Origin of the sequence: Burkholderia sp. COPS (genome assembly GCF_019425585.1) — a bacterium.
Classification (GTDB): Bacteria; Pseudomonadota; Gammaproteobacteria; order Burkholderiales; family Burkholderiaceae; genus Burkholderia; species Burkholderia cepacia.
The window spans coordinates 1-19,684 of the sequence record NZ_WIXR01000034.1 but is presented as its reverse complement, the minus strand read 5'-3'; the positions used below and the strand labels follow the sequence as shown (position 1 = coordinate 19,684).

At 67.4% G+C, this 19,684-nt stretch carries 21 protein-coding genes; 18 read left to right on the top strand and 3 right to left on the bottom strand.

Annotated features, from left to right (window positions below; genetic code table 11):
• Positions 1 to 75: 75 nt before the first annotated feature.
• On the bottom strand, positions 76 to 816 hold the full coding sequence (gene aqpZ, locus FOZ70_RS25725) for an aquaporin Z (protein WP_021162848.1): 741 nt from the start codon (positions 814 to 816) through the stop codon (positions 76 to 78).
• A 304-nt stretch (positions 817 to 1,120) separates the two neighbouring features.
• On the opposite strand from aqpZ, the gene FOZ70_RS25720 reads away from it, so the two are divergent.
• A complete protein-coding gene (locus FOZ70_RS25720; protein ID WP_021162849.1) occupies positions 1,121 to 1,417 on the top strand; it encodes an H-NS histone family protein in 297 nt (98 codons plus the stop codon).
• Between the two features lie 106 nt (positions 1,418 to 1,523).
• Here the strand turns inward: FOZ70_RS25720 and FOZ70_RS25715 are convergent, their stop codons facing one another.
• A complete protein-coding gene (locus FOZ70_RS25715) occupies positions 1,524 to 2,588 on the bottom strand; it encodes a glycosyltransferase family 4 protein (RefSeq protein WP_021162850.1) in 1,065 nt (354 codons plus the stop codon).
• A gap of 662 nt (positions 2,589 to 3,250) precedes the next feature.
• Between FOZ70_RS25715 and flhD the strand changes: the two genes are divergently transcribed.
• From flhD to FOZ70_RS25635, 16 genes are all read left to right on the top strand, one after another.
• The gene (flhD, locus tag FOZ70_RS25710; RefSeq protein WP_027788649.1) at positions 3,251 to 3,571 is read left to right on the top strand and encodes a flagellar transcriptional regulator FlhD; all 321 of its coding nucleotides are present in this window, start codon (positions 3,251 to 3,253) and stop codon (positions 3,569 to 3,571) included.
• A gap of 96 nt (positions 3,572 to 3,667) precedes the next feature.
• Entirely contained in the window at positions 3,668 to 4,222 is a 555-nt protein-coding gene (gene flhC / locus FOZ70_RS25705; protein ID WP_011350591.1) for a flagellar transcriptional regulator FlhC, read from the top strand.
• A 179-nt stretch (positions 4,223 to 4,401) separates the two neighbouring features.
• Positions 4,402 to 5,262 (top strand): flagellar motor stator protein MotA, encoded by an 861-nt coding sequence (gene motA / locus FOZ70_RS25700; protein WP_011350592.1) that lies wholly within the window; start codon positions 4,402 to 4,404, stop codon positions 5,260 to 5,262.
• A gap of 13 nt (positions 5,263 to 5,275) precedes the next feature.
• Positions 5,276 to 6,295, top strand: a complete 1,020-nt coding sequence (gene motB, locus FOZ70_RS25695; RefSeq protein WP_048025309.1) for a flagellar motor protein MotB — start codon at positions 5,276 to 5,278, stop codon at positions 6,293 to 6,295.
• Positions 6,296 to 6,319: 24 nt separating this feature from the next.
• Positions 6,320 to 6,697, top strand: a complete 378-nt coding sequence (locus tag FOZ70_RS25690; protein WP_021164383.1) for a response regulator — start codon at positions 6,320 to 6,322, stop codon at positions 6,695 to 6,697.
• A gap of 33 nt (positions 6,698 to 6,730) precedes the next feature.
• Positions 6,731 to 8,965, top strand: coding sequence for a chemotaxis protein CheA (cheA, locus tag FOZ70_RS25685; protein WP_219707162.1), 2,235 nt, complete (start codon positions 6,731 to 6,733; stop codon positions 8,963 to 8,965).
• Positions 8,966 to 9,016: 51 nt separating this feature from the next.
• A complete protein-coding gene (gene cheW / locus FOZ70_RS25680) occupies positions 9,017 to 9,532 on the top strand; it encodes a chemotaxis protein CheW (RefSeq protein ID WP_021164320.1) in 516 nt (171 codons plus the stop codon).
• A gap of 37 nt (positions 9,533 to 9,569) precedes the next feature.
• Positions 9,570 to 11,537, top strand: coding sequence for a methyl-accepting chemotaxis protein (locus tag FOZ70_RS25675; RefSeq protein ID WP_059814651.1), 1,968 nt, complete (start codon positions 9,570 to 9,572; stop codon positions 11,535 to 11,537).
• A 3-nt stretch (positions 11,538 to 11,540) separates the two neighbouring features.
• Positions 11,541 to 12,533 carry a CheR family methyltransferase gene (locus FOZ70_RS25670; protein ID WP_111998726.1) on the top strand — a complete coding sequence of 331 codons (993 nt, stop codon included), beginning with the start codon at positions 11,541 to 11,543 and terminating at the stop codon, positions 12,531 to 12,533.
• Complete coding sequence (gene cheD, locus FOZ70_RS25665; RefSeq protein ID WP_059493932.1) at positions 12,530 to 13,300, top strand: chemoreceptor glutamine deamidase CheD; 771 nt, start codon at positions 12,530 to 12,532, stop codon at positions 13,298 to 13,300. The genes FOZ70_RS25670 and cheD overlap by 4 nt, the downstream gene beginning before the upstream one ends.
• Entirely contained in the window at positions 13,297 to 14,388 is a 1,092-nt protein-coding gene (locus FOZ70_RS25660; RefSeq protein ID WP_042977249.1) for a chemotaxis response regulator protein-glutamate methylesterase, read from the top strand. The genes cheD and FOZ70_RS25660 overlap by 4 nt, the downstream gene beginning before the upstream one ends.
• A gap of 67 nt (positions 14,389 to 14,455) precedes the next feature.
• A complete protein-coding gene (gene cheY / locus FOZ70_RS25655; RefSeq protein WP_006485893.1) occupies positions 14,456 to 14,851 on the top strand; it encodes a chemotaxis response regulator CheY in 396 nt (131 codons plus the stop codon).
• A gap of 1 nt (position 14,852) precedes the next feature.
• Complete coding sequence (gene cheZ, locus FOZ70_RS25650) at positions 14,853 to 15,584, top strand: protein phosphatase CheZ (RefSeq protein ID WP_021162684.1); 732 nt, start codon at positions 14,853 to 14,855, stop codon at positions 15,582 to 15,584.
• A gap of 268 nt (positions 15,585 to 15,852) precedes the next feature.
• Positions 15,853 to 16,356, top strand: coding sequence for a DUF2844 domain-containing protein (locus FOZ70_RS25645; protein ID WP_059678248.1), 504 nt, complete (start codon positions 15,853 to 15,855; stop codon positions 16,354 to 16,356).
• Between the two features lie 16 nt (positions 16,357 to 16,372).
• Positions 16,373 to 17,614, top strand: coding sequence for a DUF3443 family protein (locus FOZ70_RS25640; RefSeq protein WP_060048993.1), 1,242 nt, complete (start codon positions 16,373 to 16,375; stop codon positions 17,612 to 17,614).
• Between the two features lie 169 nt (positions 17,615 to 17,783).
• Positions 17,784 to 18,281 (top strand): VOC family protein, encoded by a 498-nt coding sequence (locus tag FOZ70_RS25635; RefSeq protein WP_021162681.1) that lies wholly within the window; start codon positions 17,784 to 17,786, stop codon positions 18,279 to 18,281.
• A 95-nt stretch (positions 18,282 to 18,376) separates the two neighbouring features.
• Here the strand turns inward: FOZ70_RS25635 and FOZ70_RS25630 are convergent, their stop codons facing one another.
• Positions 18,377 to 18,781 carry a hypothetical protein gene (locus FOZ70_RS25630; RefSeq protein WP_219707161.1) on the bottom strand — a complete coding sequence of 135 codons (405 nt, stop codon included), beginning with the start codon at positions 18,779 to 18,781 and terminating at the stop codon, positions 18,377 to 18,379.
• 375 nt (positions 18,782 to 19,156) lie between these two features.
• Here FOZ70_RS25630 and FOZ70_RS25625 point away from each other — a divergent pair, with 375 nt between their 5' ends.
• On the top strand, positions 19,157 to 19,537 hold the full coding sequence (locus tag FOZ70_RS25625; RefSeq protein WP_021162679.1) for a DUF805 domain-containing protein: 381 nt from the start codon (positions 19,157 to 19,159) through the stop codon (positions 19,535 to 19,537).
• Positions 19,538 to 19,684: the final 147 nt, after the last annotated feature.

The following is a 19,684-nucleotide window of genomic DNA, read 5'->3' as shown; positions in this document are numbered from 1 at the left end:
CCGTCGAAATTACCTGCCTCTATCTTCTTGGACAGCGTGAGGCTCGCTGCTCTGCTCGCTTGACCCCGTAGTGATTTATTCGCTTGTGCGAGCGGATGCCGGCAGCAGGTCGACGGCGTTGTCACGCCCCGCGACCAGCGGGTAGATGATCCCGGCGAGTGCCGCGCCGATGATCGGCGCCACCCAGAACAGCCAGAGCTGGCCGATCGCTTCGCCGCCCACGAACAGCGCAGGGCCGGTCGAGCGGGCCGGGTTCACCGACGTATTGGTGACCGGAATCGAGATCAGGTGAATCAGCGTCAGGCAAAGGCCGATCGCGATCGGCGCGAAGCCGGCCGGTGCGCGCTTGTCGGTGGCGCCCAGGATCACGAACAGGAAGAAGCCCGTCATCACGACTTCGCAAATGAACGCCGCGCCGAGTGCGTAGTGGCCGGGCGAGCGCTCGCCGAAGCCGTTCGTCGCGAAGCCGCTGCCGACGACGTCGAAGCCCGGCTTGCCGGTGGCGATCAGGTACAGCACGAATGCGCCGAGCGTCGCGCCGACAACCTGCGCGACGATGTACGGCACGAGATCGCGTGCGGGGAAGCGGCCGGCCACCGTCAGGCCGACGCTCACCGCGGGATTCAGGTGGCAGCCCGAAATATGGCCAATTGCGAATGCCATCGTCAGCACCGTCAGGCCGAAGGCAAGTGCGACGCCGGCAAAGCCGATGCCGAGGCCCGGAAAGGCGGCGGCCAGCACGGCGCTTCCGCACCCGCCGAGCACCAGCCAGAACGTGCCGAATGCCTCTGCAGCGAGACGCTGAGAAAGATTCATGTAAGGACCTCGTTCAAGTTCAAGTGGATTGAAGGCGACCGGACGACGCGACGCATTTAAACCGTCATCCGGAATTGGTCTGGATTATAGGAAATGAATCGGGTGGGGGAGGGTCAACGATTGTTAAATTTTAATGGCTGACGAATGCCCTTATTAGAATAAGTCCGCATTCTCGATATAGTCGAATCGGTTAAAGATGGCAGCATTAATTTCGAAGGGCAGGGCGGCAGTGCGGATGGCGTAACGGATGTTGGTGTCCCGGCCGGATTCGCCGGGGCCGCATCATCAAAAGGGGAGTCGAAAAATGTCTCAATACGCGAAACTCAAGGCGCAGATCGCGGATCTGCAGGCCCAGGCGGACGATGTGCGCCGCCAGGAAGTGGCGGCAGTGATTGCCGAAGTCCAGCAAAAGATTGCCGAATATGGACTGACTGCCCAGGATCTGGGCTTCGCGGAGCGAGCGAAGCGCGGGCGCCCGCCGAAGAAGGCGCCGCTGCCGCCGAAATACCGCGATCCGAAGTCGGGCGCGACCTGGAGCGGGCGCGGCAAGCCGCCGAATTGGATCGTCGGTAAAAACCGCGATCGTTTCCTGATCGAATGATCGAAAACCCCAAACAAAAGAGCCGCATCTCGATGCGGCTCTTTTGTTTGGCGCGCCGATTGCGGCGCGGATTGGATTACGAAATATTTCTTCGCGGATTTCCGTATCAGGCGCCGGCGACGCGGCGCAATACCGGCTGGCGTGCTCCCGTGCAAAGCGATTCGTAAGTTTCGACATAACGCTGCGCCATTGCCTTCGAGCTGAAGCGCGTATCGAAACGTTCGCGGATTGCGGTGCGCGACAGGCTGTCGATCCGGTGCAGTGCGCCGACCGCGCCCTGTACGTCCTCGACGATGAAGCCCGTGACGCCGTCCTCGATCACTTCCGGCACCGAGCCGCGGTTGAATGCGACGACCGGCGTGCCGCAGGCCATCGCCTCGATCATCACTAGGCCGAACGGCTCCGGCCAGTCGATCGGGAACAGCAGCGCCTTCGCGCCGGACAGGAACGCCGGCTTCTGCGCCTCGTTGATCTCGCCGATGAATTCGACGTGCGCCTCGCCGAGCAGCGGCTCGATCACTTCCTTGAAATAATCGGCGTCCGCCTTGTCGACCTTCGCGGCGATCTTCAGCGGCAGCCCGCTTTGCGCGGCGATCCGGATCGCGGTGTCGACGCGCTTTTCCGGGCAGATCCGGCCGAGGAACGCGAGGTATTCGGGCTTCACGCCCGGCTGCGGCGTGAGCAGCGTATCGGGCAGCCCGTGATACACGGTGCCGGCCCACGCGGCCTGCGGCAGCGGCTTGCGCTGGTTGTTCGAGATCGACACGACCGGCGCGTCGGGAAACGCGTCGAACACCGGCTGCAGTTCCGGCAGGTCGAGGCGGCCGTGCAGCGTCGTCACATACGGCGTGTCGAGGCGCGACATCAGCGAGAACGGCAGGTAGTCGAGGTGGAAGTGCAGCACGTCGAATTCGTGCGCGACCCGGGCGACCTGCTCGAGGAGGCGCATATGGGGCGCCATCGAATCGCGGATCGACGGATCGAGCCGCAGCGCGCGCGGCCAGGCCGCCTCGAGGCGCGCCGACGTGACGGAGTCGCCGCTGGCGAACAGCGTCACGTCGTGGCCGAGTTCGACGAGCGCCTCGGTGAGGTAGGACACGACACGCTCGGTGCCGCCGTAGAGTTTCGGCGGAACGGCTTCGTAAAGCGGCGCGATCTGGGCGATTCGCATGGGTGTTCTCCTGTTTGATCCGGGGGCACGGTGGTGCCGGTGCGGATCCCGTACAAGGTTGCGGAACTCGCCGACGCACGCGGTTGGCGGTACGTGGCCGTGCCCTGGGCGGGGTGCGCGGGGCGCCGGACGGCAAGCTGCGGGGCGGGCCGGCACGGCTCGCGCCGCCGCCCATTGGAGTCCATTATCGATATCGCCCTGAGGGGTTCGAGTGTTTTTTCAAACACTTAAGGCTTGTTACACGATGAAATACGCAAAAACCCCGAGAAAAAGGGCGCGGAATCAGGAATGGAGACAGATGCAACTATTGTTGCGTCATTGTGAAAAAGCACTATAATTTTTACCGATCCGATTGCCGGCAGCCTTGCCGGCAAGCCTTTCGTCATTGAACCGGGGCCATTGGATCCATCTCGGCCGAACCCGCGTCGGCACTTGCTTTCGCGATTGAAGCTTTCAATTCGCCTTGTCGGAAAAATTCCTACACGGTTTACAGACAAATCCTGCATGGCATACGCCACTTCGCTGATACCGGCATAAATGCCGTTTGGCCAAAATTCGCCCTGTAAGACTATAAACGAGCCGACCGAGCGCCCAGAGCGCTCCGAGCGAGCAAACGTTTTCATAACACGAATGGCCAAAGAAAGCTCTTTAACGGGGGAATCATGAGCGCTACCAGCGAAATGCTCAGTGAGATCAAAGAGGTCAACCTGTCGTACCTCCTCCTCGCGCAACGCCTGCTGCGGGAAGACAAGGCGATGGGCATGTTCCGCATGGGAATTTCCCAGGAACTGGCCGACGTGCTCGGGAACCTCACGCTCGCACAGACCGTGAAACTCGCCGCGTCCAACCAGATGCTGTGCCGCTTCCGCTTCGATGATCACGCGCTGCTGTCGTCGCTCGCCGACAAGGGCCGCAGCGATGTCGTCGCGCACGCCCACTCGGCCATCCTGATGGCCGGGCAGCAGGTCGAAGGCGTCCGCTGATCCATCACCCCGCCTTGCGTTGAGTCCCGGCGTGTCGCGCCGGCGGGCAGCGTACTGGCCATCCATCCGAATCACGTCAAGCGGACGGTTATCACCATGGCAAGCAAAAGCGTCGTGATCGAGGTGAAGGAAATCACCCTCGCCATCGAACTGATCGAACTGGGCGCCCGGCTGCAGTTGCTGGAAGCGGAGACGAGTCTGTCGCGGGATCGTCTGATCAAGCTGTACAAGGAACTGAAGGGCGTGTCGCCGCCGAAGGGGATGCTGCCGTTCTCGACCGACTGGTTCATGACGTGGCAGCCGAACATCCACTCGTCGCTGTTCTACAACATCTACCGGTTCATGCAGGACCACGGCCGCTGCGAGCCGATCCAGTCGATCGTGAAGGCGTACCGGCTCTACCAGGAGCACGTGAACCTGTCCGGCGACGAAGCCGCGCTGAGCCTCACGCGCGCGTGGACGCTCGTGCGTTTCTTCGATTCGGGGATGCTGCAGATGACCCCCTGCACGCGCTGCGGCGGCCACTTCGTCGCGCATGCGCATGATCCGCATCAAGGTTTCGTCTGCGGCCTTTGCCAGCCGCCGTCGCGCGCGGGCAAGACCCGCAAGGCCGCCGCCGCGCGCGCCGAACTGGCCGCCGCCGCGGCCTGAGCGCCGCCGGGCGGGCGCGAGCGGGCCGCGCCGGGCGGTGCGGATCGCCCGCTAATCGTCTGCGAATTGCTGGTAAACACCGTCGGGCCGCCGCCGGGCGGCCGCGAAAGTTTTCCTGCCGACTGCCGTAAACCTGTTTAACGGCGGTCTCCCCGCCGGTCATTCGTGAGGGACAGGCAGTGCTGATTATCGTGGGAACACTCGTGACGCTGTTGTCCGTCTTCGGCGGTTATGCGCTGGCAGGCGGGCATCTGGGCGCGTTGATCCAGCCCGTCGAGATCCTGATGATCGTGGGTGCCGGCGTCGGCGCATTCATCCTCGGCAACGGCGGCAAGACCATCAAGGCGACGCTGCGCGTGCTGCCGACGCTCTTCAAGGGCTCGAAATACACGAAGGATGTCTACATGGAGCTGATGGCGCTTCTTTACGTGCTGCTCGCGAAGGCACGCAAGGAAGGCACGCTCACGCTCGAGGCCGACATCGACGATCCGGAAAAGAGCCCGATCTTCACGCAATACCCGAAGATCCTCGCCGATCACCACATCGTCGAATTCCTGACCGACTACCTGCGCCTGATGGTGGGCGGCAACATGAACGCGTTCGAGATCGAGAGCCTGATGGACGAGGAGATCGAGACGCACCACGCGGAAGGCGAAGGCCCCGCGCATGCGTTGATGCGCGTCGGCGACGCGATGCCGGCATTCGGCATCGTCGCGGCCGTGATGGGCGTCGTGCACACGATGGCGTCCGCCGACAAGCCGCCCGCGGTGCTCGGCGCGATGATCGCGCAGGCGCTGGTCGGCACGTTCCTCGGGATCCTGCTGTCGTACGGGCTGATCGGGCCGCTCGCGAGCCTCGCGGAGCAGCGCGTCGCCGAGTCGACCAAGATGTTCCAGTGCATCAAGGTGACGATCCTCGCGACGCTGAACGGTTATGCGCCGGCGATCGCGGTCGAGTTCGGCCGCAAGGTGCTGTTCTCGACCGAGCGCCCGTCGTTTTCCGAGCTCGAAGAGCACGTGCGCCGCGTGAAGGCGAAGTGACGCGGGGCCCCCGATGAGCAAGAGCAAGGATCGCGCAATCGTCGTCAAGCGGGTGGCCCCGGCGAAGAAGGGTCACCACGGCGGCGCATGGAAACTCGCGTACGCGGACTTCATGACCGCGATGATGGCGTTCTTCCTGCTGATGTGGCTGCTGAGCTCGGTCACGCCGGTGCAGTTGAAGGGGATCGCCGAATACTTCAACACGCCGCTGAAGGCCGCGCTGTTCGGCAGCGGCGACCGCAGCTCGCAGGATTCCAGCATCATCAACGGCGGCGGCCGCGACCTGTCGAGCGTCGACGCCGGCACGCTGCGCCGCACCGACGGCATGACGCAGCTCGCCGAGCGTCTCGCGAAAGCGGGCGACGAGAATTCCCGGTCGCAGGCGCAGGGTGCGCAGGACCGGCTCGAGCAGGCGCGCCTGCACGACCTGCAGATCAAGCTGATGGCCGCGATCGAGGCCAACCCGACGCTGCGCCAGTTCAAGCAGCAGATCCGCATCGATTCCACGCTGATGGGGCTGCGCATCGAGATCGTCGATTCGCAGAAGCGGCCGATGTTCGCGATGTCGAGCGACCACGTCGAGCCGTACATGCGCGACATCCTGCGCGAGATCGGCAAGACGCTGAACGACGTGCCGAACCGGATCATCGTCCAGGGCCATACCGACGCCGTGCCGTACGCGGGCGGCGAGGGCGGCTACAGCAACTGGGAACTGTCGGCCGACCGCGCGAACGCGTCGCGCCGCGAGCTGATCTCCGGCGGCATGGACGAGGCGAAGGTGCTGCGGGTGCTCGGCCTTGCGTCGACGCAGAACCTGAACAAGGCCGACCCGCTCGACCCGGAAAACCGCCGGATCAGCGTGATCGTGCTGAACCGCAAATCCGAAGAGGCGCTGATGCGCGACGATGCGACGACCACGACGCTGTCGGCCGATGCGGCCGGCTCGCAGCAGCTCGCGCAGCAGCTGGCCGGCCCGGCGCCGGCCGCGCGGCCGGCGCTCGCGGCGTCCGCCGTCGCCGTGCCGAAACCCTGACGCTTAAAAGATTCCGAGACAGACATGATCCGAACCATTCTCGCCATCGACGACTCCGCGACCATGCGTGCGCTGCTCCAGGCAACGCTGGCGCAGGCCGGCTACGACGTGACGGTGGCGCCGGACGGCGAGGCCGGCTTCGACCTGGCGGCCACCGTGCCGTACGACCTGGTGCTGACCGACCAGAACATGCCGCGCAAGAGCGGGCTCGAAGTGATCGCCGCGCTGCGCAAGCTGACCGCCTATACGGAAACACCGATCCTCGTGCTGACGACCGAAGGCAGCGACGCATTCAAGGACGCCGCGCGCGACGCGGGCGCGACCGGCTGGATCGAGAAGCCGATCGACCCCGCCGTGCTGGTCGACCTGGTCGCGACGCTGTCCGAACCGGCCGCCTCCTGACATTCACGCGACGCATTCAACCCGGGACCGGGCATGACTCTCGACATCACTCAGTTCTACCAGACATTTTTCGACGAAGCGGACGAGCTGCTCGCGCAGATGGAGCAGTTGCTGCTGAACCTCGACGTCGGTTCGCCCGACCCCGAGGATCTGGCCGCGATCTTCCGCGCCGCGCATTCGATCAAGGGCGGCGCCGCGACGTTCGGCTTTTCCGCGCTGACCGATACGACGCACATCCTCGAATCGCTGCTCGACCGCGCACGCAACCATGAGCTGACGCTGACCAAGGAAATGGTCGACGCGTTCCTCGAGACCAAGGACGTGCTGTCCGACCAGCTCGTCGACTACCGCGCGAGCGCGGAACCGGACGCGGCCGCCGCCGCGACGATCTGCGCGAAGCTCGAGCGGCTGAAGGCCGAGAGCGGCGCGGACGCGCCGGCTGCCGCTGAACCGGCTGCTCCGGCTGCTCCGGCCGTGGAGACGGCCGCCGGCGACGCTCGTGCGCCCGACCACGTGGTCGAGCAGGCCGTCGCGGCTGCGCATCCGGCAGCCGATGCCGGCGCGGACGAAGGCGGCCCGCACCTGAAGATCACGCTCGTGGGCGTCGACGCGAAGGACCAGGAGCTGCTGACCGAAGAACTCGGCAACCTCGGCCGGATCGTGGGCCGCGAGCAAGTGGGCGCCGACCTGACGCTGTGGGTCGAATCGGACGTGCCGTCCGACGACATCGTCGCCGTGTGCTGCTTCGTGATCGACGAAAGCCAGATCCGCGTCGCGCGCGGCACGGCGCCGGCCGCACCGGCCGCCGCTCATGACGCCGCGGCATCCGCTGTGGAACCGGCCCCCGCTGCAGAACCGGCCGCCGCCGCGCAACCGGTGCGCGCCGAGGTCTTCGCGCCGCAGGCCGCCGCGCAACCGGCCGCACCGGCATCCGCAGCGCCGCCCGCGCCCGCCGCGCCGGCGCCGCAGCCGGCCCAGCCAGCGCACGCCGACCATGCGCCGCAGGCCGCCGCGCATCACGACGACAAGCGCGCGCGCCCGGCCGCCGCGGCCGCATCGGGCGCCGAAGGCAGCTCGATCCGCGTCGGCGTCGAGAAGGTCGACCAGCTGATCAACCTCGTCGGCGAACTCGTGATCACGCAGGCGATGCTTGCGGAAACCGCGAGCGCGTTCGATCCGGCGCTGCACGACCGCCTGTTCAACGGGATGGCGCAGCTCGAGCGCAACGCGCGCGACCTGCAGGAAGCGGTGATGTCGATCCGGATGATGCCGATGGACTACGTGTTCAGCCGTTTCCCGCGGCTCGTGCGCGACCTCGCCGGCAAGCTCGGCAAGCAGGTCGAGCTCGTCACGTTCGGCCAGGCGACCGAGCTCGACAAGAGCCTGATCGAACGGATCATCGATCCGCTCACCCACCTCGTGCGCAACAGCCTCGACCACGGGATCGAGACGGTCGACAAGCGCGTCGCCGCCGGCAAGGATGCGGTCGGCCAGCTCGTGCTGTCGGCCGCGCATCACGGCGGCAACATCGTGATCGAGGTGAGCGACGACGGCGCGGGCCTGAACCGCGAACGCATTCTCGCGAAGGCCGCGAAACAGGGCATGCAGGTGTCCGACAACATCAGCGACGACGAAGTCTGGCAACTGATCTTCGCGCCGGGCTTCTCGACCGCCGAGACGGTGACCGACGTGTCGGGCCGCGGCGTCGGGATGGACGTCGTGAAGCGCAACATCCAGTCGATGGGCGGCCACGTCGAGATCACGTCGCAGGCCGGCCGCGGCACGACCACGCGGATCGTGCTGCCGCTCACGCTCGCGATCCTCGACGGGATGTCGGTGAAGGTCGGCAACGAGATCTTCATCCTGCCGCTGAACTTCGTGATGGAGTCGCTGCAGCCGTCGAACGACGACATCTACACGGTCGGCAACGGCGAGCGCGTGGTGCGCGTGCGCGGCGAATACCTGCCGCTCGTCGCGCTGCACGAGGTGTTCTCGGTCGATGACGCGCGCACCGACCCGACGCAGGGGATCGTCACGATCATGGAAACCGAGGGGCGCCGCTTCGCGATGCTGATCGACGAACTGGTCGGCCAGCAGCAGGTGGTCGTGAAGAACCTCGAAACCAACTACCGCAAGGTGCACGGCATCTCGGCGGCGACCATCCTCGGCGACGGCAGCGTCGCGCTGATCGTCGACGTCGCGGCGCTGAACCGCGAAACCCGTGCGACGCACGGCGCCCGTGCCGGCGCCGAGCTCGCGATGTTCTGATGTCTCTCGCCATTCAACCGATTGGGGGCAAACGTGTCTGCTGAAGTCCAAATGATCAATCCGGCCGCGGCGAACGCGGCAACGAGCCGCCGCGACGCGGAACAAGGCGACGCGACGGGCCAGGAATTCCTCGTGTTCACGCTCGGCGACGAGGAATACGGGATCGACATCCTGAAGGTGCAGGAAATCCGCGGCTACGACAGCGTCACGCGCATCGCGAACGCGCCGGATTTCATCAAGGGCGTGATCAACCTGCGCGGGATCATCGTGCCGATCGTCGACATGCGGATCAAGTTCCATCTCGGCCGCGTCGAGTACGACCACCAGACGGTCGTGATCATCCTGAACGTCGCGCATCGCGTGGTCGGGATGGTGGTCGACGGCGTGTCGGACGTGCTGACGCTGCAGACCGACCAGATCATGCCGGCGCCGGAATTCGGCGCGACGCTGACGACCGAGTACCTGACGGGCCTCGGCACGGTCGACGGCCGGATGCTGATCCTGATGGACATCGAGAAGCTGATGTCGAGCCGTGAAATGGCGCTGATCGAGACGCTCGGCGGGTAAGCGCGCCGCGCGCGCAGGAATTTCGGGAGAATCTGCAATGTTGCATAACTGGTCGATCCGCACGACGCTCACGGCGGTGGGACTCATCCTGGTGGCGCTGGCCGCAGCCGTCGGCGGGCTCGGCCTGTACGCGCTGAATCACGCGAGCCGCTCGCTCGACGAGATCGCGCACGTCGACCTGCCGGCGATCCACACGCTCGACGACACGGCCGCGCACCTGCTGCGCTCGCGCGTCGCGCTCGACCGCTTCCGCACGCTGACCGAAGCCGGCAACACGGCCGACGCGCCGAAGGTGCTCGACCGCGCGCAGGAGCTGTTCGCGAAGTCGAACCAGAACTGGCAGGCGTTCCAGTCGTTGCCGAAGCTCGGCGTCGAGCAGGCGCTCCTCGACGAGCTCACCGCACGCTACACGACGATCGTGAAGGAAGGCGTCGAGCCGGAATTCGCGGCGGCGCGCGCGGGCGACATGGCGGCGTACCACGCGATTGCCGACGCGAAGATCAGCCCGATGTTCGTCGCGTTCGACCAGACCGCGGCGGCCGTGATCGCGTCGCTGCAGAAGCGCGCGGAAGAACGCCAGGCCGCGACGCAGTCGCAGATCTCGCTGATGATCGGGCTGATCGCGGCCGGCATCGCGATCGCGTTCGTCGTCGTGATCGCGATCCGCTTCGCGCTGCGCGGGCTGATCGTGCAGCCGCTCGAGGACGCGATCGCGCACTTCGAGCGCATCGCCGGCGGCGACCTCACGCAGCCGGTGAACGTATTCAGCACCAACGAGATCGGCCGCCTGTTCGGCGGCATCAAGCGGATGCAGGACGCCGTCACGGCGATGGTGCAGGCCGTGCATCGCGGCACCGAATCGATCGACGTCGGCGCACGCGAGATCTCGACCGGCAACACCGATCTCTCGCAGCGTACCGAGGAGCAGGCCGCGTCGCTGCAGGAAACCGCGTCGAGCATGGAGCAGCTTACGGGCACCGTGCGCCAGAACGCGGAGAACGCGCGGCAGGCGAGCCAGCTCGCGGTGAACGCGTCGGACATCGCGACGCAGGGCGGCGACGTGGTCGGCCAGGTCGTGTCGACGATGCAGGACATCGCGGCGAGCTCGGGCAAGGTCGTCGACATCATCGGCACGATCGAAGGCATCGCATTCCAGACCAACATCCTCGCGCTGAACGCGGCGGTCGAAGCCGCGCGCGCGGGCGAACAGGGCCGCGGCTTCGCGGTGGTCGCGGGCGAGGTGCGCTCGCTCGCGCAGCGCAGCGCGAGCGCCGCGAAGGAAATCAAGCAGTTGATCGGCGATTCGGCGGAGAAGGTCGAAAGCGGGTCGGCGCTCGTGTCGCGCGCCGGTTCGACGATGGACGAGATCGTGCAGGCCGTGCGCCGCGTGACCGACATCATGGGCGAGATCAGCGCCGCGTCCGAGGAGCAGTCGACCGGCATCGAGCAGGTCAACCGTGCCGTCGGCCAGATGGATTCGGTCACGCAGCAGAACGCGGCGCTCGTCGAGCAGGCCGCCGCCGCGGCCGCGTCGCTCGAGGAGCAGACGCGCCAGATGAAGACGGTCGTCGCAGGCTGGCGCGTCGCGGGCGGCATCGTGCTCGCGCCGTCGCGCGGTGTCGCGCGGCCGGTCGCGCATGAACCGGCGCCTGCGCCGGCGCTGACGTCGGAGCCGCGTTTCGACGCGGCGCCGGTCGCCGCGCTGCCGGCCCCGCCGGCCGCCGCCCAACCGGCACGGCGTGCCGCGCCGGCGCCGCGTGCCGCGGCCGCGTCGGGCGCCGGTCAAGAACCGAAGCGCGCGGCCGATGCCGGTGCGCATGCGCCGAAGGACGCGCCGGCTTCCCGTGGCGCCGCCGCGGGCGGCTACGGGCCGCGTCTCGCGAAAACCGCCGCGCCGGCCGGCAAGCCGGCCGCGAAGCCCGCGCTCGTGCGCCCGGCGCTGAACGGCGAGAAGCCGGCGCCGGCCACGTCCGGCACGTCCGATGACGATTGGGAGACCTTCTAAATCATGTCGCACGCGCGCGCGCCGTTTCGACCCGATGCACCGGATGCCTCGCCTCGCGCGGGCGAGCCGGGGCGCGACTTCGCGTTCACGGGCGCGGATTTCGCACGCATCCGCGCGCTGATCCATCAACGCGCGGGGATCTCGCTGTCCGAGCACAAGCGCGACATGGCGTACAGCCGTCTCGCGCGCCGCTTGCGGGCACGCGGCCTCGACACGTTCCGCGACTACCTCGACCTGCTCGAGCAGGAAGACGATCCGCTCGAGTGGGAAGCGTTCACCAATGCGCTGACGACGAACCTGACCGCATTCTTCCGCGAGTCGCACCATTTCCCGATCCTGGCGGATTTCGTGAAAGGGCGCCCGGCGCCCGTATCGGTCTGGTGTTCGGCGGCGTCGACCGGCGAGGAGCCTTACTCGATCGCGATCACGCTGATCGAGGCGCTCGGCGAATCGGCCGCGCGCGGCGCGTCGATCCTCGCGACCGACCTCGACACGCAGGTGCTCGCGAAGGCGGAGGCCGGCATCTACACGTATGACCAGGTCAAGCACCTGGCGCCGGAGCGGCTGAAGCGCTTCTTCCTGAAGGGCACGGGCGCGCAGGCCGGCCGCGTGAAGGTGCGCCCCGAGCTGCGCGCGATGATCCGCTTCGAGCAGCTGAACCTGACCGATGCGGACTACGGGATCGCGAAGCCGTTCGACGCGATCTTCTGCCGCAACGTGATGATCTATTTCGACAAGCCGACGCAGGGGCAGGTGCTGTCGCGCTTCGAGCCGCTCGTGAAGCCGGGCGGGCTGCTGTTCGCCGGCCATTCGGAAAACTTCACGTACGTCACGCAGGCGTTCCGGCTGCGCGGGCAGACGGTGTACGAACTGACCCGCGACGCCGCGCAGGGCGCGCGGCCGCGCGGCGCGCAGGCGGCCGCGGCGGCCGCGACGGCGTCGCCGGTGCGTGTGCGGGCCGCGGGCGCCGTGCCCGCCTTTGGAGAGCGCGGATGAGCGCACTGCCGATCGCGACCAATCGCTACTTCGACAACCACTTCGGCCTGCCCGGCGTGAAGCTGCTGCCGAACGAGTTCTACACGACGTCCGAGGACATGGTGCTGATGACCGTGCTCGGCTCGTGCGTCGCCGCGTGCATTCACGATCCGTACGCGGGCATCGGCGGGATGAACCACTTCATGCTGCCCGACGACGGCGCCGATGCGGGCGCGGCCGCGTCCGACTCGATGCGCTACGGCGCGTACGCGATGGAAGTGCTGATCAACGAGCTGATCAAGGCCGGCGGGCGCCGCGAGCGCTTCGAGGCGAAGGTGTTCGGCGGCGCGGCCGTGCTGGCCGGCATGACGACGATCAACATCGGCGATCGCAACGCCGATTTCGTGCGCCGCTACCTGGCGCTCGAACGCATCCGCATCACAGCGGAGGACTTGCAGGACGTCCATCCGCGCAAGGTCGCATTCATGCCGCGCACGGGCCGCGCGATGGTGAAGAAGCTGCGGCTGCAGGTGCCGGGCGTGACCGAGCGCGAAGCCGCGCTCGCGCGCGAGGCCGACCGCCTGCGCGCCGCGCGGCCGCGCCCTCACGTCGAGCTGTTTGCGGCGAAACGGCCGGCCGCGCCGCAGCCGGCGCGCCCGCGTATCGAGCTGTTCGGCGCACGCGGCGCGGCGCCGGGCGGCGCCGGCGGCTCCAGTGGCTTACGGGCAGCGAACCCGCAAGCCGGCAGCCCGTATGCGGCGAACCTATCAAGAAAGCAGGAGGCATGACCGCAGTGCAGAAGATCAAAGTGTTGTGCGTCGACGATTCGGCGCTGATCCGCAGCCTGATGACCGAGATCATCAACAGCCAGCCCGACATGACGGTGGTCGCGACCGCGCCCGATCCGCTCGTCGCGCGCGAGCTCATCAAGCAGCACAACCCCGACGTGCTCACGCTCGACGTCGAAATGCCGCGCATGGACGGGCTCGACTTCCTCGAGAAGCTGATGCGCCTGCGGCCGATGCCGGTCGTGATGGTGTCGTCGCTGACCGAGCGCGGCTCGGAAATCACGCTGCGCGCGCTCGAGCTCGGTGCGGTCGATTTCGTCACGAAGCCGCGCGTCGGGATTCGCGACGGGATGCTCGACTACGCGGAAAAGCTCGCCGACAAGATCCGCGCGGCGTCGCGTGCGCGCGTGCGCCAGGCGCCGCAGCCGCAGGCCGTCGCGCGCGCGGCGGACAGCCACGCGGCCGCGCCGATGATCAACAACCCGCTCGTCAGTACCGAGAAGCTGATCATCATCGGCGCATCGACGGGCGGCACCGAGGCGATCCGCGAAGTGCTGACGCCGCTGCCGCCGGACGCGCCGGCCGTGCTGATCGCGCAGCACATGCCGCCGGGCTTCACGAAATCGTTCGCACAGCGGCTGAACGGCCTGTGCCGGATCGCGGTGAAGGAAGCCGAGCACGGCGAGCGCGTGCTGCCGGGCCACGCGTATATCGCGCCGGGCCACGCGCACCTGTTGCTTGCGAGGAGCGGGGCGAACTATATTGCGCAACTGTCGGACGAGCCGCCGGTCAACCGGCACCGCCCGTCGGTCGACGTGCTGTTCCGCTCGGCGGCGACGCACGCGGGCAAGAACGCGATCGGGGTGATCCTGACCGGGATGGGCCGCGACGGCGCGGCCGGCCTGCTGGAAATGAAACGCGCGGGCGCCCACACGTTCGCGCAGGACGAAGCAAGCTGCATCGTGTTCGGGATGCCGCGCGAGGCGATCGCGCTCGGCGGCGCGGACGAGGTCGCGCCGCTCGCCGACATGAGCCGCCGCGTGATGGCGCGCCTGGCGACGATGGGCGACCGCGTGCAGCGCGTTTGAATGGAATGTCACGGGGCGCGTGCCACGATGCGCGTCCCGACGGAAACGAATCTGGAAAGGAACGACGATGGACAAGAGCATGAAAATCCTGGTGGTGGACGATTTCCCGACGATGCGCCGGATCGTCCGCAACCTGCTCAAGGAACTGGGCTACTCGAACGTCGACGAGGCCGAGGACGGCCTCGCCGGCCTCGCGCGGCTGCGCGGCGGCGGCTACGACTTCGTGATCTCGGACTGGAACATGCCGAACCTCGACGGCCTCGCGATGCTGAAGGAAATCCGCGCGGACGCGACGCTCACGCACCTGCCGGTGCTGATGGTCACGGCCGAGTCGAAGAAGGAGAACATCATCGCGGCGGCGCAGGCCGGCGCGAGCGGCTACGTCGTGAAACCGTTTACGGCCGCGACGCTCGACGAGAAGCTGAACAAGATCATCGACAAGATGGCGAAGGCCGGGAGCTGACGTGAACGAGCCGATCCATGCCGCGCTGACGGGCGCCGGGTTCAGCGCCGACGGCCAGGCCGAAGGTGCCGATTACGCGAGCGACCGCATCCTCGCGCGCATCGGCCATGTCACGCGCACGCTGCGCGATTCGATGCGCGAGCTCGGGCTCGACAAGCATGTCGAGCGGGCGGCCGAAGCCGTGCCCGATGCGCGCGACCGGCTGCGCTACGTCGCGACGATGACCGAGCAGGCCGCCGAGCGCGTGCTGAATGCGATCGAGGTGGCCAAGCCGATGCAGGCGCGCCTCCAGAGCGAAGCCGAAGCACTCGACGCGCGCTGGGCGCAGTGGTATGCGGCGCCGATCGAGCACGCGGAAGTGCGCGAGCTGATGGACGATACGCGCACGTTCCTGCGCACGCTGCCCGAATCGACGTCGGCGACCAGCGCGCAACTGCTCGAGATCATGCTCGCGCAGGATTTCCAGGACCTGACCGGGCAGGTGATCAAGAAGATCATGGACATGGTCTACCTGATCGAGCAGCAGCTCCTCACGGTGCTCGTCGAGAACATCGCGCCCGAGCGGCGCGAGCAGTTCGCGGCCACCGCGGCCGCGCTCGCCGCCGAGCAGATGAGCTCGACCGGCAGCCCCGAGTCGCTGCTGAACGGCCCGCAGATCGCGCCGGAAGGCAAATCCGACGTGGTCCAGGACCAGGGGCAGGTCGACGACCTGCTCGCCAGCCTGGGCTTCTGACCCTGCCGCGTGCATCGACGCGCCTCCGTCTCGCGGGGCGGCGCGATGCATGCGTCGCGCCGTTTCCACAACGTCCACCACGTTTACCCGGGCTAGCCGCCTGCGCACGCGCCGGTCGGCCTGCGTCGAATTGACACTTCGACACACTCAGCAGGCATACTACGCGTCAGCAGCAACGAAGCGTCATTCATACGACTCATACGTCGGCAGGCGGCGCGGGCACGATCGCCGCGCACGCTGCCACGAAGCCAGTCCCGTGGGAGGGAATGTGAAGCTGAAACGCTTGGGCCGCGCCGTCGCGCACGCGACGGCTGCAACGGGTGTGCTGTGGGCCGTCCACGCGCACGCCGAACTGGGCGGCGCACCGATGTCGCCGCCGGCGGACGATCAGGCCGCAAGCGTGCGTGCGCTGCAGCGCGCGATGCGTTCGGCGGACGGCGTGCAGGCGAGTGCCGCCGCCTATACCGTCCGCGAAATCACGCTCGGGTCGGGCACCGTCATTCACGAATACACGTCGGCCGCCGGCAGCGTGTTCGGCCTCGCATGGCAAGGGCCGACGATGCCGGATCTCGCATCGCTGCTCGGCAGCTATTTCCCGCAGTACACCGCTGGCGTCCAGGCGGCGCACAAGGCGCGCGGCTGGCGCGCGCCCGTGTCCGTCGATACGAGCGGCCTCGTGATCCGGACGGGCGGCCACATGGGCGCCTTCTCGGGCCAGGCGTGGCTGCCGGCGGCGCTGCCTGCCGGCCTGGCCGGCACCGACATCCAGTGACAGCGGGAGAGCGACCTTGAGCATTCCTCGTACATTCAAGCGCTGGCTCGGCGTGCTGGGCCTCGCGGCGGCGACGGCCATCCTCGTGACCGCATGCGGTGGCGGCGGCGACGGCGGCGGCAGCAGCAACTCGGGCAACAGCGGCAACAACGGTTCGGGCGGCTCGGACGGCAATTCCGGGAACACGGCCGTCATCAACGTCAACGCCGGCGTGGCGAACGTGATCAACATTCCGACCATCAGCGTGAAGGTCTGCGCGCCGGGCACGTCGAACTGCCAGGTGGTCAACAACGTGCTCGTCGATACCGCGTCCTACGGGCTGCGGCTCGTCGGCAGTGCGGTGTCGGGCGTGCTCGGCAGCCTCCCGCAGGTGACGAGCGGCGGCGCGCCGGTCGCCGAGTGCGGCAAGTTCGTGTCGAGCTATACGTGGGGTTCGGTGCGCACGGTCGACCTGTCGATCGGCGCCGAGCAGGCGCGTTCGCTGCCCGTGCAGATCATCGGCGACCTCGGCACGACGAACGTGCCGGCCTCGTGCACGAACGGCGGAGCGTCGGCCAACTCGGCGAGCGCGCTCGGCGCGAACGGGATTCTCGGCATCGGGCCGGCGCCGGTCGACTGCGGCACGACCTGCGCGACGTCGACGTCGTCGAGCAACAACTACTACGCGTGCCCGAACGGCGACAACGCGAGCTGCGCGGTCGCGCTCGTGCCGGTGGCGCAGCAGGTGGCCAACCCGGTTCATCGTTTCGCCGACAGCAGCGGGGTGAGCGTGACGATGCCGAGCATCTCGAACAGCGGGCAGGCCAGCGCAACCGGGACGCTGACGTTCGGCCTGCCCGACCTGACCGGGAAGACCGTGATGACGTCGACCACGACGGGCGACGTCAACGCGACGTTCCTCGGGCGCAACGTGACCGCTTTCTTCGATACGGGCTCGAACGCGTATTTCTTCAACGATTCGTCGGCGAACGGGACGGCATGCACGAGGAACACGCAGTTTTACTGCCCGGCGACTACGGTCAATGACTCGGCGACACTGACCGGCCAGAACGGCGTGTCCGGCACTGTGCCGATCACGTTCATGAACGCGGATTCGCTGTTCTCGAACCCGTCGACATACGCGTTCAACGACATCGCGGGCCCGTTCGGTTCGTCCAGCTGGCTCGACATCGGCATGCCGCACTTCTACGGCAGGACGATCTACTTCGGGATGGACAAGACCTCGACCGGCGGCGCGGCGCCTTTCGTCGCGTTCTGACGCGGCAGGGCCGCACGCTGAAAGGAACGGGGGCGAGAAATCGCCCCCTTTTTTATCCGGCGGCCGCGCACGGCACGACCGGCCGGGCCGGAGCGCCGCCGCGTGCGGGAAGAGCGCCTACGATGTAATACCGGCGGCCGTGCCGGCACGACATCGAGGAGGCAGCGCCATGAGCCCGCGCATACAACGCATCACCCCGTTCCTTTGGTTCGACCGCGACGCCGAGGCGGCCGCCGGTTTCTACGTGTCGGTGTTCGACAACGCGCGCATCGTGCACGTCGCGCGTTACGGCAAGGCCGGCGCGCACGCATCCGGCAGCGCGGAGGGCGCGGTGATGACCGTCGCGTTCGAGCTCGACGGGCAGGCGTTCATCGCGCTGAACGGCGGCCCCGTGTTCCAGATCACGCCGGCCGTGTCGTTCGTCGTCAACTGCCGGGACCAGGACGAAATCGACCGCTATTGGGCGCGCCTGTCCGAAGGCGGCGACGAGCGCGCGCAACAGTGCGGCTGGCTGCGCGACCGGTTCGGCGTGTCGTGGCAGGTCGTGCCGGTGCAGCTGCCGGAACTGATGGCGGGTGATCCCGCGCGCGCCGAGCGCGTGATGGCGCAGGTGATGACGATGAAGAAGCTCGATCTCGCCGCGCTGCAGCGGGCGGCGGCGGGCTAGGCGCGTGCGCCGGCCCGTTGTCGGCGTGAACGGTGCCTCGCCGGCCCCATGGCCGGCAGGGGGCCGGGAAAGCCCGTGATCGGCGTATACGGGCGCTAGACCGGCGGCCGGCCGGCACGCCTCAGCTGCGTATGGTCGAGGAAGCGGTGGCCGGGCCCGTACGCGGTGCTTTCGATCCGGACGGCGTCGGCCGGCGCGACCGGGCGCCCGGCGGCATCGACCGACACCGATTCGATCTCGACGACCGGCACGCACCAGGCCGCGCGGGCGCGTTCCGACGGTTCGCCGCGCGCGTCGGCGCAGCGGAAAGCGACGCTCGCGGGGGCATCCTGCGCGCGCAGGGTTTGCGTCGACCCGTTCCACGCATGGTGCAGGGCGATCGTGCCGGGATGCGGTGCGTCAGGCGCCTGCGCGCCGGGCGGCAGGGCCGGCGTGCCCGCGCAGCCGGTTGCCAGCGCGCAGGCGAGCGACAGCGACGGAACGAATGGACGACGGAGCATGGTGCGGTTCGGCCGGAATCGGGAATGACGAAGCGTAGCGCGCCTTGCGCGCCGGCGTAATACCGGCCGGTTAATCGAATGCGTCACTCGCAGCGATTATCGATCGTACCGGGTTTCATTCGGTTGTAATCAAGTGCCGGATTATCCGGGGCTGTCGTTTATGTCAGGTGTTAAAGATTATTAAAATGACGCGGCATGCAAGTCTGTGGCGCCGCATTCCGCTGCGGTATCCGTTCCCGCGCCGTACTGGCACGCGCTGCAGCCGGGCGAACGCATTACCCGCCATGTGAAAATAGATTGGAGTCCGCCGAAATTCAAACATATAATGCCGGCGTTGTTTCCGGGGTCGTCAATATAAAACAGGAGGGTAATAAGATGAATTTTTCAGAAGCCGTTCGTTCCGTACTCAATAAATACGCGACCTTCGAAGGCCGCGCGCGCCGTGCCGAATACTGGTATTTCGCGCTGCTCACCTGCGTGCTGTCGATCGTCGCGCAGGTCGTCGGCGCGGCGGGCCACGACGCGGGCCTGATCACGCTGCTGCTGCTCGTCGTGCTCGGCCTGATCTCGCTCGCGCTGATCATTCCGAGCATCGCGGTCAGCGTGCGCCGGCTGCACGATACGGGCCGCTCGGGCTGGTTCCTGCTGCTGGCGCTGATCCCGATCGTCGGCGGCATCCTGCTGCTCGTGTGGATGTGCTCGCGCGGCACCGAAGGCCCGAACCGCTTCGGCGCGGACCCGATCGCGGCGGCCTGACCGACGCCTGCCCCGACGCGCGGTGCTGTCGCGTCGGGGCCTGGTTTCGCGCCGCACCCGCTACACCGCTTCACTGCTTCACCAACCGCTTCACCATTTTCCCGCTTCGCGCCGTCGTCGCTCGGCCCGAAGCCCCAAGCCCCAAGC

What these genes read in the sequence shown, in the direction of transcription:
- cheW (WP_021164320.1), top strand. Translation starts at nt 9,017, where the DNA reads ATGATCAATCCGGCCGCGGCGAACGCGGCAACGAGCCGCCGCGACGCG.
- motB (WP_048025309.1), top strand. Translation starts at nt 5,276, where the DNA reads ATGAGCAAGAGCAAGGATCGCGCAATCGTCGTCAAGCGGGTGGCCCCG.
- FOZ70_RS25675 (WP_059814651.1), top strand. Translation starts at nt 9,570, where the DNA reads ATGTTGCATAACTGGTCGATCCGCACGACGCTCACGGCGGTGGGACTC.
- FOZ70_RS25720 (WP_021162849.1), top strand. Translation starts at nt 1,121, where the DNA reads ATGTCTCAATACGCGAAACTCAAGGCGCAGATCGCGGATCTGCAGGCC.
- flhC (WP_011350591.1), top strand. Translation starts at nt 3,668, where the DNA reads ATGGCAAGCAAAAGCGTCGTGATCGAGGTGAAGGAAATCACCCTCGCC.
- aqpZ (WP_021162848.1), bottom strand. Translation starts at nt 816, where the DNA reads ATGAATCTTTCTCAGCGTCTCGCTGCAGAGGCATTCGGCACGTTCTGG.
- FOZ70_RS25660 (WP_042977249.1), top strand. Translation starts at nt 13,297, where the DNA reads ATGACCGCAGTGCAGAAGATCAAAGTGTTGTGCGTCGACGATTCGGCG.
- FOZ70_RS25670 (WP_111998726.1), top strand. Translation starts at nt 11,541, where the DNA reads ATGTCGCACGCGCGCGCGCCGTTTCGACCCGATGCACCGGATGCCTCG.
- cheY (WP_006485893.1), top strand. Translation starts at nt 14,456, where the DNA reads ATGGACAAGAGCATGAAAATCCTGGTGGTGGACGATTTCCCGACGATG.
- FOZ70_RS25635 (WP_021162681.1), top strand. Translation starts at nt 17,784, where the DNA reads ATGAGCCCGCGCATACAACGCATCACCCCGTTCCTTTGGTTCGACCGC.
- FOZ70_RS25715 (WP_021162850.1), bottom strand. Translation starts at nt 2,588, where the DNA reads ATGCGAATCGCCCAGATCGCGCCGCTTTACGAAGCCGTTCCGCCGAAA.
- FOZ70_RS25625 (WP_021162679.1), top strand. Translation starts at nt 19,157, where the DNA reads ATGAATTTTTCAGAAGCCGTTCGTTCCGTACTCAATAAATACGCGACC.
- FOZ70_RS25630 (WP_219707161.1), bottom strand. Translation starts at nt 18,781, where the DNA reads ATGCTCCGTCGTCCATTCGTTCCGTCGCTGTCGCTCGCCTGCGCGCTG.
- flhD (WP_027788649.1), top strand. Translation starts at nt 3,251, where the DNA reads ATGAGCGCTACCAGCGAAATGCTCAGTGAGATCAAAGAGGTCAACCTG.
- cheA (WP_219707162.1), top strand. Translation starts at nt 6,731, where the DNA reads ATGACTCTCGACATCACTCAGTTCTACCAGACATTTTTCGACGAAGCG.
- cheD (WP_059493932.1), top strand. Translation starts at nt 12,530, where the DNA reads ATGAGCGCACTGCCGATCGCGACCAATCGCTACTTCGACAACCACTTC.
- FOZ70_RS25690 (WP_021164383.1), top strand. Translation starts at nt 6,320, where the DNA reads ATGATCCGAACCATTCTCGCCATCGACGACTCCGCGACCATGCGTGCG.